Annotated in this window: 23 protein-coding genes; 22 read left to right on the forward strand and 1 reads right to left on the reverse strand. The window is 51.0% G+C overall.

The features are described from left to right. Nucleotides 1-12: 12 nt before the first annotated feature. The 13 genes from HPY71_01510 (at nt 13) to HPY71_01570 (ending at nt 8,422) form a co-directional block, all read left to right on the forward strand. Nucleotides 13-2,265, forward strand: coding sequence for a vitamin B12-dependent ribonucleotide reductase (locus HPY71_01510; GenBank protein NPV52182.1), 2,253 nt, complete (start codon nt 13-15; stop codon nt 2,263-2,265). Continuing rightward, on the forward strand, nt 2,265-2,618 hold the full coding sequence (locus HPY71_01515; GenBank protein ID NPV52183.1) for a RusA family crossover junction endodeoxyribonuclease: 354 nt from the start codon (nt 2,265-2,267) through the stop codon (nt 2,616-2,618). The genes HPY71_01510 and HPY71_01515 overlap by 1 nt, the downstream gene beginning before the upstream one ends. Nucleotides 2,619-2,633: 15 nt before the next feature. Then, the gene (locus HPY71_01520) at nt 2,634-3,116 is read left to right on the forward strand and encodes a hypothetical protein (GenBank protein ID NPV52184.1); all 483 of its coding nucleotides are present in this window, start codon (nt 2,634-2,636) and stop codon (nt 3,114-3,116) included. Continuing rightward, entirely contained in the window at nt 3,117-3,683 is a 567-nt protein-coding gene (thyX, locus tag HPY71_01525) for an FAD-dependent thymidylate synthase (GenBank protein ID NPV52185.1), read from the forward strand. 5 nt (nt 3,684-3,688) lie between these two features. Beyond that, entirely contained in the window at nt 3,689-4,279 is a 591-nt protein-coding gene (locus HPY71_01530) for an ATP-binding protein (GenBank protein NPV52186.1), read from the forward strand. Nucleotides 4,280-4,299: 20 nt separating this feature from the next. Next, complete coding sequence (locus HPY71_01535; protein ID NPV52187.1) at nt 4,300-4,467, forward strand: DUF2292 domain-containing protein; 168 nt, start codon at nt 4,300-4,302, stop codon at nt 4,465-4,467. Nucleotides 4,468-4,491: 24 nt separating this feature from the next. Further along, nucleotides 4,492-5,325: a hypothetical protein gene (locus HPY71_01540; GenBank protein NPV52188.1), complete on the forward strand. Its 834-nt coding sequence runs from the start codon at nt 4,492-4,494 to the stop codon at nt 5,323-5,325. Beyond that, complete coding sequence (locus tag HPY71_01545; GenBank protein NPV52189.1) at nt 5,306-5,872, forward strand: hypothetical protein; 567 nt, start codon at nt 5,306-5,308, stop codon at nt 5,870-5,872. The genes HPY71_01540 and HPY71_01545 overlap by 20 nt, the downstream gene beginning before the upstream one ends. A gap of 44 nt (nt 5,873-5,916) precedes the next feature. Continuing rightward, nucleotides 5,917-6,423: a hypothetical protein gene (locus HPY71_01550; protein ID NPV52190.1), complete on the forward strand. Its 507-nt coding sequence runs from the start codon at nt 5,917-5,919 to the stop codon at nt 6,421-6,423. Nucleotides 6,424-6,539: 116 nt separating this feature from the next. Continuing rightward, a complete protein-coding gene (locus tag HPY71_01555; protein ID NPV52191.1) occupies nt 6,540-7,109 on the forward strand; it encodes a hypothetical protein in 570 nt (189 codons plus the stop codon). A 143-nt stretch (nt 7,110-7,252) separates the two neighbouring features. Beyond that, nucleotides 7,253-7,474, forward strand: a complete 222-nt coding sequence (locus HPY71_01560) for a hypothetical protein (protein NPV52192.1) — start codon at nt 7,253-7,255, stop codon at nt 7,472-7,474. Next, entirely contained in the window at nt 7,471-8,043 is a 573-nt protein-coding gene (locus HPY71_01565; GenBank protein NPV52193.1) for a sigma-70 family RNA polymerase sigma factor, read from the forward strand. The genes HPY71_01560 and HPY71_01565 overlap by 4 nt, the downstream gene beginning before the upstream one ends. 61 nt (nt 8,044-8,104) lie before the next feature. After that, nucleotides 8,105-8,422 (forward strand): ImmA/IrrE family metallo-endopeptidase, encoded by a 318-nt coding sequence (locus HPY71_01570; protein NPV52194.1) that lies wholly within the window; start codon nt 8,105-8,107, stop codon nt 8,420-8,422. Nucleotides 8,423-8,456: 34 nt separating this feature from the next. On the opposite strand, the gene HPY71_01575 is transcribed toward HPY71_01570, so the two are convergent. Further along, complete coding sequence (locus HPY71_01575; protein NPV52195.1) at nt 8,457-8,642, reverse strand: hypothetical protein; 186 nt, start codon at nt 8,640-8,642, stop codon at nt 8,457-8,459. Between the two features lie 99 nt (nt 8,643-8,741). Here HPY71_01575 and HPY71_01580 point away from each other — a divergent pair, with 99 nt between their 5' ends. The 9 genes from HPY71_01580 to HPY71_01620 all read left to right on the forward strand — a co-directional run bounded on the left by HPY71_01580 (nt 8,742) and on the right by HPY71_01620 (nt 16,404). Then, on the forward strand, nt 8,742-9,026 hold the full coding sequence (locus tag HPY71_01580; protein ID NPV52196.1) for a hypothetical protein: 285 nt from the start codon (nt 8,742-8,744) through the stop codon (nt 9,024-9,026). A 4-nt stretch (nt 9,027-9,030) separates the two neighbouring features. Further along, the gene (locus tag HPY71_01585; GenBank protein ID NPV52197.1) at nt 9,031-9,627 is read left to right on the forward strand and encodes a ParB N-terminal domain-containing protein; all 597 of its coding nucleotides are present in this window, start codon (nt 9,031-9,033) and stop codon (nt 9,625-9,627) included. 24 nt (nt 9,628-9,651) lie between these two features. Next, a complete protein-coding gene (locus HPY71_01590; GenBank protein NPV52198.1) occupies nt 9,652-10,206 on the forward strand; it encodes a ParB N-terminal domain-containing protein in 555 nt (184 codons plus the stop codon). A gap of 442 nt (nt 10,207-10,648) precedes the next feature. Next, on the forward strand, nt 10,649-11,194 hold the full coding sequence (locus HPY71_01595) for a DNA cytosine methyltransferase (GenBank protein NPV52199.1): 546 nt from the start codon (nt 10,649-10,651) through the stop codon (nt 11,192-11,194). A gap of 17 nt (nt 11,195-11,211) precedes the next feature. Further along, a complete protein-coding gene (locus HPY71_01600; protein ID NPV52200.1) occupies nt 11,212-11,715 on the forward strand; it encodes a hypothetical protein in 504 nt (167 codons plus the stop codon). Continuing rightward, complete coding sequence (locus HPY71_01605) at nt 11,597-13,036, forward strand: hypothetical protein (protein NPV52201.1); 1,440 nt, start codon at nt 11,597-11,599, stop codon at nt 13,034-13,036. The genes HPY71_01600 and HPY71_01605 overlap by 119 nt, the downstream gene beginning before the upstream one ends. A 12-nt stretch (nt 13,037-13,048) precedes the next feature. After that, complete coding sequence (locus HPY71_01610; protein NPV52202.1) at nt 13,049-14,554, forward strand: phage portal protein; 1,506 nt, start codon at nt 13,049-13,051, stop codon at nt 14,552-14,554. Nucleotides 14,555-14,684: 130 nt separating this feature from the next. After that, nucleotides 14,685-16,013 carry a hypothetical protein gene (locus tag HPY71_01615; GenBank protein NPV52203.1) on the forward strand — a complete coding sequence of 443 codons (1,329 nt, stop codon included), beginning with the start codon at nt 14,685-14,687 and terminating at the stop codon, nt 16,011-16,013. Beyond that, nucleotides 15,973-16,404, forward strand: coding sequence for a hypothetical protein (locus HPY71_01620; GenBank protein NPV52204.1), 432 nt, complete (start codon nt 15,973-15,975; stop codon nt 16,402-16,404). Before HPY71_01615 ends, HPY71_01620 begins: the two co-directional genes overlap by 41 nt. The last annotated feature ends 2 nt before the right edge of the window (nt 16,405-16,406 follow it).

The following is a 16,406-nucleotide window of genomic DNA, read 5'->3' on the forward strand; positions in this document are numbered from 1 at the left end:
GGAGGATATACATTGCAATTATCTCAGAATGCATTGACAGTGCTGGAGCGCAGGTATCTTAAGAAACAAAATGGTAAAGTCATCGAGACTCCGGAGGAGATGTTCCGGCGTGTGGCCCGGGCCGTGGCGGAGGTTGAACGTATCTACACCAGGGATAAGGGCTTTATCAGAGACATGGAAGAGCGGTTCTATAGTGTGATGGAACAGCTAGACTTTATTCCCAATTCGCCTACCCTGATGAATGCCGGGCAGGAATTCCAGCAGTTGGCTGCCTGCTTCGTCCTACCCGTGGGTGACTCTATGGAGGAGATATTTGACGCTGTCAAGTATGCCGCCCTGATTCATAAATCAGGTGGAGGTGTCGGCTTTGCGTTTTCCCGTTTGAGGCCAAAAGGTGATGAGGTTTCATCTACCGGCGGAGTCGCTAGCGGCCCAGTCTCATTCATGAAGGTATTCAACGCCGCGACGGAGGCGGTAAAACAGGGTGGGCGGCGTAGGGGCGCAAATATGGGTGTCCTGAGGGTGGATCATTTGGACGTAATGGAATTCATTCAGTGCAAAGAAAAAGACTCTGAGATCACAAATTTCAATATCTCCGTGGCTGTGACGGACGATTTCATGAAGGCAGTCAAGGAGGACAAGCTCTTTGATCTCATAAATCCACGGACCGGGCAGGTTACAAAGACCATCCGGGCTCGGGAAGTGTTCGATGCAATAGTTGAAGGCGCATGGAGAAACGGAGAGCCGGGAGTACTGTTCCTGGATAGGATCAATGCTGCTAATCCTACACCTGCTCTCGGAGAGATAGAGGGAAGTAATCCATGCGGCGAGGTCCCGCTGCTCCCTTATGAAGCCTGCGTTCTAGGGTCTATCAATCTAAGCCACATGGTGAAACCTGATACGCAAGAAATAGACTATGAACGTCTTGAGAGGGTTGTACGGCTTGCGGTGAGGTTCTTAGATAATACCATAGATGCAAGCCATTACCCTTTGGAGCAAATACTCAAAGCTGTTTGGAGGACCCGCAAGATCGGTCTGGGTGTGATGGGCTTTGCGGATATGCTTATCCAGCTTGGGATTCCTTACAATAGCGACGAGGCCGTATCCAAGGCCCGAGAAGTGATGTCGTTTATCTGGAGGATTGCCCGAAAGGAATCGGCAAGACTGGCAGAGGAAAAAGGTCCTTTCCCGGCGTTCAAGGGTAGTGCCCTTGACAAGTCGGGCACAGGATGGCTTAGGAATGCGACATTGACGACGATAGCGCCTACTGGCACTATTAGCATCATAGCGAACTGCTCGAGCGGGATAGAGCCTTTGTTCGCTGTCTCCTATGTCCGGAACGTCCTGGATAATGATCAATTGGTAGAAGTGCATCCACTCTTTGAAAAGGTAGCCCGGGAACGGGGCTTCTACAGCCCTGAGCTCATGCGTAAGATTTCCGAACGCGGGACAGTGAAGGGTATGGAGGAAGTCCCGGAGGACGTTCAGAGGCTATTCGTAACAGCTCACGACATAGACCCGGAATGGCACGTGAAGATACAGGCTGCATTCCAGGAATTTACTGATAACGCTGTATCTAAGACGGTTAACCTCAGGCATGATGCTACTGTTGATGACGTGCGGAGGGCTATCCTGCTGGCATACGAGCTTGGGTGCAAAGGAATAACGGTCTATAGAGACGGGAGCCGGTCTTCTCAGGTTCTTGTTAAGGGACAAGCCCAGGGTGACATTAAACAAAAGACTCCGGAGGATAAAGGGATAGCTCCTCGGCAGAGGCCGCAGGTCACACATGGTCGCACGGAGAGAATGCAGACAGGGTGTGGGAACGTCTACGTAACCGTGAACGAGGACGAGCATGGCCTTTGCGAGGTATTTACCTCCATAGGGAAGTCCGGAGGCTGCGCTTCGGCACAATCCCAGGCCCTCAGTCGGCTAATCTCGGTGGCATTGAGGGCAGGTATAAAGCCGGAGGCTATTGTGAAGCACCTGCGCGGTATCAGGTGCCCGGCTCCTGCGTGGCAGAAGGGCGGTGCAGTGCTGTCCTGTCCGGACGCTATCGGAATTGTACTGGAGCATTACCTGGAGGAGAAACAAGGCGGTCAGGGAACTAGTGAGGCCGCGGCGAGTGTGGATAACCCTCACAAGGGTAATGGTCTTCCATACATTGAGAATCATATGGGAGCTTGTCCTGAATGTGGAGGGCATATGAGGCATGAGAATGGGTGCGCTACCTGTAGCTCTTGTGGGTATTCGAGGTGTAGTTGATGGGATACTCGTTTATAGTTCCGGGCCGGGCGGTCCCGGCCCAGCGAATGACCAAGAAGAGCAAATGGTCAAAAAGATCGCGTCGAAGTCTTGACTATCAGAAGCGGGTGGCCTGGGCAGCGAAAGCTGCCCAGGTGCCCCGGATGGAAGGCGATGTGCGATTGACTGTACGGTTCTATTTTCAGAATAAGAAGCACGGAGATCTGTCGAACTTGATTAAGGCGATTGAGGACGGTCTACAGTATGCCAGAGTGTTCGATAATGACAAGCAGGTCCGCTGGTATGGTGAGACTACAGGGGTCTACTATGATGGCGAGGAAAGGGCAGAGGTAGAGATCGAGGATGTTTCTTGAAGGGCGGCGGATGGGATGCGAGATCTGAAGAATGATTTAGAGACCATTCGGGCTACAACAAAAGAAAAGTGGTATATGAAGGCGACTGATGATAAGGATTTTATGTGTGCTATATATATAACGACCATCCCGGGTGAATATGAGCATGATCAGCGGCGAGGAATGGCGGCAGGAGAGGACGAGCAGGTAGACCCTGGAAAGGTTATAGCTATTACTTTACTGCAGTCTCCTCCTCTGGCCATATCAGAAGACGATAAATGGGAAGAAAATGCCAGGTTTATTGTCGAGGCTCACAACGGCGGCTGGGAAGAGGCTGTAAATCGGGCGCTTGCGGCTGAGGCGCTGGCGCAAGAGCTGGAGGTGGCTATCCGTAAGCAGTGCGAGGTGTGCATATCTCCAGATCCTCCGGCAGTTATTAGCGTGTGTCCATATAAAACATGTTCCTTGTGGCCTTATCGAAATGGTGGTCAAAAGGTGAAAGATGAGGAGGGTCGATAAATGCAGGTAGAGTTGTTGCAGTGGTCCAGTGAGGAGATTGTCCGGCGGGCTATCGCCCGGTGCCACGGGAAGGAAATAGCTTCGGAGGACATGATCCAGAGGGTGATTCAACTTGGGCATGAATCAGTTCTCGAACACTGGTTCGCCTCGTTTGATATTCGAGGTATCAGCCGGGCGTGTCTAGCCCAGCTAACCCGGCACCGGATAGCCAGCTACAGCGTGAGGAGCCAGCGTTATTGTGATGAGTCTCAGACGGTAGCTATTATCCCTGATATGCCTAAGCACCTTCAGTCAAGGTATGCGGCGGCATACCGGACGGCATTTGGATTCTATAAGGAGCTTGTTGAAGCTGGAGTATCCAGGGAAGATGCCCGTTTTGTATTGCCTGAGGGCACGGTAACAGATTTGATTTTGACCATGAATGCTAGGGAGTTAAGGCACTTCTTCCGACTGCGCTTGGCGCCGGAGGCCCAGTGGGAGATAAAAGAACTGGCGGGAAGAATGCTTGAGTTGGTGCGAGAGAAGGCACCTAACATATTCGGCAACATCAAAGCGGAGGAGGTGTAGTAACCGTGAGGATCGGCATATGTGGAGCGGAGTCGACGGGGAAATCGACGTTGGCCTGGGCTCTATCAACACGGTTGGGTCTTGAGCTGATATCGGAGCAGGCCCGGTATGTGGCGAAGGAGCTGGGGATCGCTGACCTGAATGAGGGATACCCAAGAGAGCTTTTGGAGGAGTTCCAATGGCGATGCCTTGAGGCTCAAATAGGCGCAGAATCCCGGCATGAAGATTTCATCAGCGATAGGACGGTCATAGACAACCTGGCGTACTGGCTTGTGGATCACAGTACGGCAAGATATACGGACACCATAAATTACTGGGAACGGGTGAGGAATTATCTCAGCCGGCGTCCCTATGACTTGATTGTTTATGCTCGTCCGGACGGGGTCCCCTTCGAGGTCGATGGGTTCAGGTATAACGACCCTGGTCACAGGGGAGCCATAGATTGCATGTTACATGCCCTGCTTGCCTGGGCTCAACAGGGCAGCCCTTCGATCTACGTAATGAAGGTGCACGGATGCACGCCTAGACGAATTGAGCAGGTGAGTGAAGTAGTGGAATATCTGATGGATAGCAGCAAGTTCACGGCTACGGTATAATCTGGATTGGAGGTGCCCGGATGGACAAGAAGGAGCAGAAGATACAGAGGATAGAGTTGTCGAAACAGGAGACTATTAGGAGGATTTTGAAAGCTCTTGACGAAATTACCAATGGAGAAATTACCATTAAGGTCCAAGGTGGGAAGCCCATTTGGGTGGACAAGTTCGAACGGGAGCGGGTGGGGTAGATGCCGGGTGAGGCAATACGTCGAATGAACTTGTTAGTTGCTAAGCTCAACTGTGATATGAACTTATTTGTCAGTGATGTAAAGAAGGCTATTGCTAACATACGAGATGCACTAATTGATCTTAATGGCGTTATGGTTGGAATAAAAGGCAGAGATTGGGTTTTTGCGGAGAACCAACTCATTATCTCAGATGTTGGAGTTGAAGTTGTCGTTGGCAGACTCGGAAGACGTCGTCGCCAGAGTATGGTGGATCTGCAAGGTGATAAGTTTGTGACAGAAAAGGCTTCGGCCTGGGTATATGCCAATTATCTACTGGATTTGGAGACTGAAAGAATGCTCATAGAAGAAAGGAGTGGGTATATATCGTTCAGGGCCTTTGCTCGAGCTTGGGCTGAAATACTTATGAGAAACCGCCCCGAGGTTGGGCATATTTACATTGGCCCTATTGCGAACCTTGATAACGTGTGGAAACAGATCAAAGCGCTTAAGAAAGTCACTCAGGCTCGGTTTATTGTTAGACCACCAAATTTCAACCAGGAACCAGAGTGGATGGCGCTTGCAGAAGAAATCAAAGAAATAAACGCTAAAGAGGGCCGCCATGAGTATACCAACTCTGAAGGACTCAATGTTGAGTCTAGTGTGTTTAAACGCGGAATTGCTATAGCCTCAGCCTCCTACGGAGACTTCAGTATCACAGGTTCTGATGCCCAAGGGGTAAAACACAAGATTACATCTACATCTCCTGAGAACATTCAACGCATAGCATTAGAGAATATCGGAGATGACCCGGCTGTGTTTGCTGCGGATTTTTATAAGGCGCTCAGGAGGATGAGTTATCATGAACCGGGAACCAGATGACAGTATCGCTGATGGCTTTTGGAAGCTGGCGCATAAATATGGCTTGGGGCGGCTACTGTGGTGCTCAGAATCCTGGCTTGCTATTTTGGCCGCGCTTATGGTATACATTTTTGCCTTACAGGATGTCATTGCAGTTAATGCCATACGAATGCGTGAGTTTTCTGGGCAGATGTTGACTGCATCCGCGACGCTTTTTGGTGTGCTGATTGCAGGCTTTTCTATCACAGTGAGCATGCTGGATTCAAAGTTATTAGCTGTTATGTGGCGATCTGGTGTAATGCAAAAGCTTGTGTTCCCTTTTTGGTGGGTCTCTGCATTTTGGATAGTAAGCCTAATAATACAAGGGATAACATGGTTGGTATCTTCTAACGGAACCTCAAGTTCAGTCTTATTGGTTATGTTTGTTCTAGAAATTGGAATTACGTCATACGCTCTATTTGGTACACTTTGGGCCATTGGTGCCATCTTAAGATTTACATTTGCTAAGGCTGCCTTATCCTTGCGTCTTGATCAGGATCAAGGTGATCCATCAGAGCATGACAGATAGTCCTGTCCGTTATGTAAGAGGGGTTACGAGTATTAGGTATCCGAATGGAGGCATTGAAAGGGATAATGAAGAATGGTGAAACCAGCGATGGACTTCTGTGGAGAGAGGCTCAGCATCAAGTAACTCTAAGTGAAGCACTCGATTTTCTTTTCGGAAGCACACAATATCGTCAGCTGGCCGTGGAAGCGTTTCTCTGGCTTCAAAAGCTTATCCCCTACAGATGTGGAGTGCGATGGGGCAAGGATCGCATCACCTTTCTAGTTGGCAATTACCGGCCAGCTGCTATTAAGCGAGATGCCGGGAAGCTAAGAATAGACATGGGATTTGCCGGAGAGATTCCGGATGCGTTTAAGGTGGCCAGCGATGTTTGGAAGACTATTGATGCTAGGGAAGGGTACGTGATCGTAGAGAGAATGCCTTTGCCTCTGTCAAATGTCGATGAGCATAGTTTTGTTGTGGCATGCGAGCGGATGAGAGAAGTAGCTCCAAAAACCAGGTTGTGGGAGTGTAATGTTGCTGTAGAGTGGCCCAAGGACAAGCCGCTACCCTGACTCTGTGTAACGCGATAATAGTGATGAGATGGTATCTCGGACTAACAAAATGGTGAGTTTGCGATGAAAGCTGAGAATGGGAAGCCTATCTAGATGAACAGGTCTGAGAGGGAGAGGTGAGCGAGTTGGGAGTTTCATCTTGGATTCAGGCAATTGCCAGTGTAGTCTTAGTCTGCGTGACTATTAAGTACGTTATCGATACCAATAAGTTGGTTAGAAGCAGTGTTCAACCTATTATTACCATTGAAGATATCAAAATGGATCTGCCTCCTAAACTTCCGGATATTACGATTCGTAATTCCGGGCATGGACCTGCCCTAAATATATATATAGAGTTTACAGTATTTGAGTTTGATATTAATAGGCCGAATCCCTTGGAAAACATAGTATTAATTGGAGGGTTTTTAGGGTGTGCTTTGCATGCTGGGCAAGACAAGACCTGCCGACCCACGCCAGCGGGTGAGATTAATCCATTTAGGCCTCTATCGGATGGCGCATGGCCGATTGTGGTCGCTTCTATGCCTGAAGCTCCTATGCCATCAATAAAGGATATTAAGGTTATCGTTAAGTATGAAGATGCAATAGGCACCCAGTATTTTACTAGTTATGCACTTAAGAATGGGATAGTGACACATAGTAGGAGGAGTATAGGTCAGAAAAGACTGCAAGGAACCTTTGGAGCGTAATCTGGAAAGTGCTAAGAGCTAAACTAAAGGTAGTAAGAGAATAACTCTCATTAACCGATAGCTGGCTTAGCAAAGAGGCGATGCCGGCAGTTCCGGAGATTTAGTCTCCGGGCTGCCGGCTTTTCTTTTTGGGAGGTGGGCAGGTGGTCACGATACTTGAATATATCTGGGCGCATGATGAGATGACGATACTCAGGCTGGTTGCCCTGGGCCTGCTTGGTGGGCAGGTTGTTGAGATTGTCTTGGGAGTGCGATTGCAGCGCACGGACGCTGAGACAATTCACAAACACTACAAGCAAATGATGAGACACGATGCATATAGGCGCGGCAAAGGTGGGGCGATAAGGCAGGTGAGGTGGGCATGATGGTCAATGATTCTTGGTATCCGGAGACTGAAAGACTAATTGCCCGGTATTGGCATACGAAGGGCCGGATAGAGAGATTAAGGGCAAAGGAGGAAGCCCTGCTTGCCGACCTGAAGAGGTTAGACCTTGAGCTGCAGGAGATAAGGCGTATTCCCGGGCTGACGGCGAAATATGGTGTTGTCCCAGGCCACCTGCGGAGTGGTGACTCTGATTACTCTGCACTGATGGAGGAGTACGAACAGCAGGTAGATAAAATAGCGAAGAAGATGCTAGAGATGCACCGGAGGCTTGCGAGTATCCAGCACAGGATACATGAACTCCAGGAGTGGATAGCACCGATTGAAGAGGTCATGAACAGGCTTACTCCGGAGGAGCGAACCCTCACCGAACAGCGGTATGTATATTACCGGAGCAATTATCAGGTTGCGGATATATTACATTGCAGTGAGTGGCGGGTTAGAAATATGCGGCATAGGATAGTGAGACGGATCGCTGAATGGCTTGGAAAGAAATCTCCACGTAATTTCAACGCGCTAGAAGCCCAAAATAGTGATATTATGGTATCGTGAGAAGCGAGCGGCGAAGAGCCGCTTTTTGTTTTATCTTTGGGCTCAACAGGAGGCATTTGACATGGCGCTTCCCAGTAAAGTCAAGATTGGGCCTCTGGTTTATGAGGTTCAGGAAGCAATCCCTACGTTGGGGGATGCCACTCTCATTGGTGAAGCCCTACATAGAGACGGCATAATTCGGTTACGAACAGATCTGCCGTTTCAGCAAAAGGAGCTTACGTTTATACATGAGGTGCTTCATGGAATAATGTATGTCGCCGGATTTCCCGGAGGCGGAGATGATGAGATTACTGTGAGTTCTGAGGAATTAACGTCTCGACTTGCTATCGTGTTGTATGGCTTCCTCAAAGATAATGGTTTTTGGCCAGATGGAAAGTGAAGATGCCCCGGTTTAACCGGGGCATTCCGTCACCCTATTTCGTCTTTGTTTTGTCTTTGAGGACGTACTTTTGTCCTGCTTTGGGCGGTGGTGGCAAAGGTTCGTCCTTAACGACGGTTCTTTCTACACCCGTGTTTCCTCCCTTTGGGCCTACTATGCCATATTGTCCTGAGGCGGGAGCACGGGTGCCGGGTGACAGAGGTTTGGTCTTTGGTGCCATAAGATTCACCTCCAAGAAAATTATACCACATTCTGCGGCAACAGGGCGCTATGGATGCCGCCGGGAGGCTTTTGCCTCCCGTCCCGCCCTGTGGTGAGGATGAAGATAATTGACAGGCGGGCAATAGAGGCCGCTCGTAAGCCGTATTGCGAATTGTGCGGGCGGCGAGGGCCGGTAGAAGTCCATCACGTATTTTCGCGAGGAATGGGCGGCGGCGGTAGGCTGGACGTCCATTTTAATTTGATCTCGTTATGTTGGCAGTGTCACCGGGCATATCATGATGGGCGTATATCGAGGGAGCGCATTCTCCAGGCGGTGGCTCGGAGGTATGGAGTGAGGGTGGAGGAGATAGAAAACCAGATAAGGGGACTGGGGCAAGGGTGAGAGCATGAGTACGGATCAAGTTGAACCGAGGGCAGTAGCAAGTGGGATACCGGTCTATTGTGCGTTTGATGAACTTGCAGATATAACTTCGTTGGTGCCTAATCCGGGCAATCCTAATAGGCATCCCGAAAGGCAGATTGAGCTTCTGGCAAAGATCATCAAAGCCCAAGGGTGGCGGGTGCCTATTACTGTATCGGATCGCAGCGGCTTTGTGGTTAGAGGGCATGGGAGACTGTTGGCCGCCCAGAAATTAGGTGTAAAGGAAGTCCCGGTAGATCGTCAGGATTATGCCAGTGATGCTGACGAGTGGGCGGACCTTGTTGCCGATAATAGGCTCTCTGAGTTAGCAGAAATGGATAAAGGTGCCCTTGTAGACTTGCTCCAAGAGATTGACGCGGCACCGTTGGATTTGGAGCTTGCTGGTGTCACGGAAGAGGACTACGAGACCTTGGCGGCACAGGCCAGCCAGGCAGACACCGCTGAGTCGGAAGATGAAGGGCTTCCTTTTTCAAGTGAGGGGGATACCAAGGAGGATGCTGCAGAAGATGAATTGGTCCAATGCCCTTGGTGTGGATATGAATTCGAACCTGGGCAAGTGTAGGGTTATTGATTAGGGGGAGGGCATATGGGACAGCAAGGCTCTAAACCAAAGGTTGTCGCTGATGGCATACCTGTATATTGTGCTTTTGATGAGCTTGTGGACCCTGTGGTGTTGGTCCCGAATCCGCGGAATCCTAATAAACATCCAGATACGCAGATTCGTTTATTATCTAAGATTATCAAGGTACAAGGTTGGAGGGCACCTATTACGGTTAGCAAACGCAGTGGGTTCGTGGTCAGAGGCCACGGGAGGCTATCGGCGGCGTTAATACTTGGCGTTCAGCAGGTGCCTGTTGATATGCAGTTCTATGCGACTGAGGCCGAGGAATGGGCTGATCTCATAGCTGATAATAGGATTGCTGAATTGGCGGAAATGGATAGAGGCGTCTTGAAAGACATATTGCAGGAACTTGATGACGGTGCTTTTGATATGGAGCTTACTGGATTTACTGAGCCAGAGATAGAACGTTTGATGACCCAGTTTCATGTGCCGGATGAGGAACCCGAATATGATGAGACCGTCGCAGATGAGGTGAAAACCGTTGTCTGTCCAAAGTGCAGGCGCGAATTCCCGATTTAGTGTGATTTCTTTGTTTTCTGGGTGTGGAGGTTCATCGTTGGGTTATAAAATGGCAGGCGGGAAGGTCTTGCTGGCTGTGGAATGGGACGATAATGCTGTTGAAACATATCATCTTAATTTCCCGGATACACCCATATATCATGGAGATATTGCCAAGTTGAGTGTTGAGGAGTGCCTGAGGCGAAGTGGGTTAAAGCCGGGAGAATTGGATGTTTTAGATGGGTCCCCACCTTGTCAGGGATTCAGCATGTCCGGCAAGAGGAAGCTGGGTGACCCTCGCAATCAGCTTTTCCGTGAATATGTTAGGATTCTCCGAGGCCTGAAACCCAAGGTTTTCGTTATGGAGAATGTCTCTGGCATGGTTAAAGGAAAGATGAAATGGGTTTTCGCGGAGATCATGCGGGAGTTGAAGGCAAGTGGCTACAAAGTTGGGGCCCGGTTGATGAATGCCAAGTATTATGGAGTACCTCAGAGTAGGGAACGTATGATTTTTATTGGAGTCCGTGAAGACCTAGGGATTGAACCAAGTCATCCGAAACCTCAGATGAGGCCGGTTACTGTCCGAGAGGCTTTAGAAGGTGTGGACATGGGATATTTGCCGCCCAAGGCTGTTTCTCCCAAGAAAATGTCGCTTGTTCGGATGATACCGCCGGGCCGTACTGGTGCCGATGTGACGGGAGGCAGTTATTTCAATGTGGCCCGTCTTGCCTGGGACCGGCCTTCCCCCACTATATTGAAGACTGGATATATGATGGGTGTACCTGTGAGGCTTCATCCTGACGAGGACCGGGGGTTCTCGATAGGGGAACTTAGGCGATTGGCTTCGTTTCCTGATGACTTTCAGTTTGTTGGTACATGGGAGGACGCTTGGGCGCGAATAGGAAACGCGGTGCCTCCTTTGCTTATGAAGGCTGTTGCAGAGCATATAAGGGACAACATTCTTATACACTGCGCTGGATGTGAAGTCAGGGCTGCAAGCGCCGTGTAAGGCAGATGGTGGTAGTCATGGGAAGATCGACAAGGTTAACGCCTGAGTTAGCCGATAGAATAGCTAACTTGGTGTCTACTGGTAATTATGATGTTGTTGTCTGTGGCCTGGTGGGTATTGGGACATCCACTTATTATCGTTGGCTGGCAATGGGTGAGAAGGCGAAGAGTGGAATTTACCGGGAGTTCTGGGAGAAAGTAAAAAAGGCTGAGGCGGCAAGGGAAGCTAAGTGGGTGAAGGATATAGATGCCGATCCTTCATGGCAGTCGAAGGCATGGCTCCTGGAGCGCCGTTACCCTGATCGTTGGGGCCGCCGCACGGTGGATGTCAACATGCAGCAGGAGGTGAACGGGCAGGTGAGTGTTAAGCATGACGGCAGCATTACCCTTGAGCTTGCAAAAGATGAAGAATTCCTACGAGCAATTCAAGAGGCTGCCAATAGAAGAACGGCAGAGAGCGATATGGGCGGCCTCTCCGAACCTCTGGGTCAGGGAGAAGACGGGGGAAAGGCCGTGGAGTAAACAGGAGGAAATTCTTCGAGCCCTGGCGGTAAATCGTAGGGTGGCTGTGGCTAGCGCGAACGCGTGCGGGAAGAGCTGGTTAGCTGCAAGGGCAGCTACTTGGTTTTTGGATGTCTTTCGTCCTTCGGTAGTGGTTACTACGGCACCGACAGACCGACAGGTTAGGCACATCATCTGGAAGGAGATTCACGCGGCTGCTGCGGCGGCGGAGAGAAACGGGCACCCTCTCGGAGGAGAACTCCTCACAAAGACATGGAAATTCAGTGAGGAACATTTCGCTATAGGGTTCGCCACTCGAGACTATGACCCGGATGCATTTCAAGGGATACATGCTCCGCACTTACTTGTTATCGCAGATGAGGCCGCCGGCATAAGTGAGCCGGTCTGGGAAGGGATAATGGCTATCCTGAGAGGTCAGTTTACGAGGCTTCTTGCGATAGGCAACCCTACGAGCCTGGAAGGGACATTTTTCCGGGCTTTTTCGTCTCCTGGGTGGTGGACAACCCACATAAGCGCTTTTGATACGCCAAACCTCCAAGGGCGCGGGATAGTGGTCCCTGGCCTTGTGACGGAGCAGGATATTGAGGATTCCAGGCGGGACTGGGGCGAGGATTCCTTCCTCTGGCAGTCCCGTATCTTGGGCCAATTCCCGACACAATTGACGGATACCTTAATCGCTATTACGTGGGTCGAGACGGCGGCTAATCAGGAGTTTGAACCGGAGGGTGACGTTGAAGTCGGAGTTGATATAGCCCGGTATGGAGGAGACGAGACGGTATTTGTAGCCAGGGCTGGCTCTTGCGCATTCGCCGCAGAGTCTTACCAGAAACAAGATACGATGGAGACCGTGGGCAGGTTAGCGGCCTTCGTGGAAAAGGTCCAGGCCAAAGTGGTTAAGGTCGATGTTGTGGGTATCGGTTCCGGTGTGGTGGACCGGCTGAAGGAGCTGGAGCGGGAAGGCCGGTTAAGGCGGGGGGTCAATATAGTTGAAATGAATGGTGGCAGTAAGTCCTTTGATAACCGCAAATATGCGGATGCTGGCACTGAGTGGTGGGGCTTACTTGCAGATAGGTTGAGAAATCAGGAAATCGGCGGGCCGGTGTTTGGGAACAAGAAAGTTATTGCCCAGCTAACGGCCCGTAAGTTTTCGTATAACTCAGCTGGTCAGATGAGGCTCCAGTCGAAAGAGGAGATGCGGAGGAAGGGTTATCACTCTCCTGACTGGGGAGACGCGATAGCGATGGCGTTCGCTCCGGTCAAGGGAGGGATAGATAACCTGGTGGCATATGAGGTCTTGCGTAGGATGAGGGTCTACTCATAAGAGGTGGCAGGTATGAAGGCAAAGCAGAAGAGGGCAGGATGGCTCGGACGGGCTGTGGGTGAAATATCGAAGCTGAGGGACCTCTGGACTGTTTCTAGCTGGCGCATTGTTGGAGGAGCCTATTCCAGGCCATACCGCCTGGATTCCAGCAGGGTGGATTACAGGAGAGCAAAAGCCCTCTATAACAATACGGATGACAACTATAAACTGGGTGCCGGATTCGCGAAACCTGTGATCAATACCGCAGTGGGCTTTATGGGCGTCCCGCGGTTTAGGTCTGAGGATGAGGAGGCCCAGGCCGTCCTGGATGACTTTTTCGGCGCGAATGTCAGTCGTATGCAGCAGACTCATAGGGATGCCCTGCGCGATGGAGACTGCTTTGTCTGGGTCACGAGGGAAGAAGCCGATAATGCTATTCTTTATCCTGAGGTGAAGACACGCCTTGTATACAACATCATCCCTCCTGAGCAGGTGTCGCAGGTTATCCGGGACCCTATCACCCGGCAGGTAAAGGAGTATGTGCTGTATTCTGAGCATGTCTGGCTGGATGATTCGGGAATTCAGAGACGTGCCAGGGTGACACAGAGGATCAGCAAGGAGCGGAGGGTGATCCGGGTAGAGGGCGATATGCCGCCGGATATTACTCCGGGTGAAGAGGATAACCCTTGGGGGTTCATCCCTATAGTTCATTTTAAGAACGAGGGCGACGAGACGGAGGAATTCGGGCGGAGCGACCTGGAGCCGATTGAGCCGTTTATGAAGGCGTATCATGATGTTATGCTCCATGCTATCCAGGGCAGCAAGCTGCACAGCACACCCAGATTGAAACTGAGGTTGAAGGATATATCAGCATTCCTTGCCCGGAATTTTGGTGTTCTAAACCCTGAGGAATTCACCAGGAAGGGCGGTTCCATTAATCTGGATGGGCACGAGTTGCTATTCTTCGCGGATGATGAGGACGCCGATTTTGTCGAGGTTAAATCCGCTATCGGTGATGCAGAACCGTTATTGAAACTGCTGTATTACTGTATCGTGGATACTAGCGAGACTCCGGAGTTCGCGTTCGGAGTGCATACGCCTAGTTCCCTTAGCTCCGTGAAGGAGCAGATGCCTATTCTGATTCGCAGGGTTGCGCGAAAACGCGAACACTTCACCGAGTCCTGGCAGCTTCTTGCCCGTGTCGTCCTAGCTATGACTGCGCAGGCGGAGGGCAAGAGGTTTAGCACATACGCTACTACCCTTGAATGGGACGTTATTGACCCGAGGGATGGGAAAGAGGTAGCGGAGGAGCTTAACCTTATAACCCAGTCGCTTAACACTGCCCTTCAGGGTGGATTCATTAGCCTGGATGCGGCAGCTCAATTCCTGGCGCAGTATATCGGGACGATGAATGACTATATCAGCGATGACCCGGAAGTCCCCGGGGAGAGGGAACGGATACTGAAGACCAGGCTTTTGATGTCCCGCTTAGAGGAGGGCCAATTATTGGAGAGTGAAAAGAAGGTGTTGACGGCATAAAATAATCAGAACATCTGTTCTGGTATTCCCGCTTGACCTAGCCGGACGCGGCGAAAAGGGTTACTCCCGCCTCTGGTCAAGCGGGTTTTTGTGTTTCTGGGAGAGATTTGCCGCGAGGGAGGGCGAGATAATGCAGAAGGAATTCAGGATTGACAAGGAATTCAAGGAGCTATTGATTCCGCTTACTGAGCAGGAAAGGCGGCTATTGGAGGAGAGTCTGCTTGCCGAAGGGTGCCGTGACCCTCTGGTGGTGTGGGCTGGGGAGAATATCCTGCTTGACGGACATAATCGCTACGAGATTTGCAGCAAGCACGGTATTGAATATGACGTGGTCTACAGGGAGTTTAAGGACCGAACGGAGGCTGAGTCGTGGGCTATTTCTAACCAGCTTGCCCGGCGGAACCTGACTCCTGAGAAATTCGCGTATATGCTGGGGAAGCTGTATGAGAAACGGAAACAGGGTCACGGTGGAGACAGGAAAAGCGAAGGATCAAGTCCTCAAAGTGAGGACTTGAAAAAGACAGCAGAAGCCATTGCTGATGAATTCAAGGTGGGCCGTGCCACTGTCGAGCGTGCTGCCCAGTTCGCGCAGGCTGTAGACGAGATAGCGAAGGTGGCGGGCGAACAGGTCAAACACAAGATTCTTAATAGGGAAATCCAGGGCAACAGACTGGATGTAGTTGAGGTTGCGAGGTTGCCGGAGGAAAAGCGGAAAGAGGTGGTCAAGAAGGTTGAATCGGGCGAGGTTAAGAACCTCAAGGAAGCAATCAAGGTCGTAAGGAGGGAGGAGAAGCAGAAAGTTGAGGGTCCCATGCAGGCAGAGGGCTACAGGTTAATCTGTAAGGACATAAGAGACTTGGATGATGGGATAGAGCCTGACAGCGTTGACGTGATTATAACTGACCCCCCTTATCCAGAAGAATACCTGCCGCTATATGAGACGCTGGCAAAGCTGGCCGCCCGTGTGTTGAAACCGGGCGGTTCTTTGTTAGTGATGACAGGGCTGACTCATTTGCCGGGGGTTATCCAGTTAATGGCGCCGCATATCCGGTATCACTGGGCGCTGGCCTATTTGATGCCCGGAGGTCAGTCTTCGCAGGTATGGGCGCGGAAGGTGAATACCTTCTGGAAGCCGGTGTTGTGGTTCGTGAAGGGCGAATACCAGGGCGACTGGGTGGGCGATGTCGCTAAAAGCAGCATGAATGATAAACGCTACCATGACTGGGGACAGAGTGAGAGCGGCATGGCCGAGTTGGTCATGAGACTTACCCGGCCCGGGGACCTCATCCTTGACCCATTCATGGGCGGCGGCACTACCGGCGTTGCGGCAGTCAGGTTGGGCAGGCGGTTTATAGGCGCGGATGTAGATATGGATGCAGTCAGGCTATCGGCAGCAAGAATCGCGGAGGCGGTTAGCGGTGAAGAAGGTCAGACAGGAACGGTCGGGCTGGCGGGATAAGGCCCTGAGTGAGAGGCATAAGCTTTGGGGTTATGACTGCCCTGCTATAGACATTGATTTCCTGCTAATTGAGTATGACCATGGGCGGGCTTCCGCCATTGTAGAATACAAACATGAAAAGGCGAGATTAAGGAACTGGTCTCTGGCGAGTTATCTAGCCATGATAGACCTTGGCGACCGGGCAGGAGTCCCGGTGTTCGTTTGCCGTTACGCTGGTGATTTTTCCTGGTGGCAGGTGATACCGCTAAACGGGAAGGCGAGGGAATATCTGCGGAAGGAGACTATGATGACTGAGGGCGAATGGGTCTCGTTTTTGTATGAGCTGCGGGGAAGCGCGGTGCCTGAGGGAGTGCTGGAGAATATCGAGCTTGTCATTCGGCGAGGTGCGTAAAT

The sequence above is a fragment of the Bacillota bacterium genome (assembly GCA_013178125.1).
GTDB lineage: Bacteria > Bacillota > SHA-98 > Ch115 > JABLXJ01 > JABLXL01.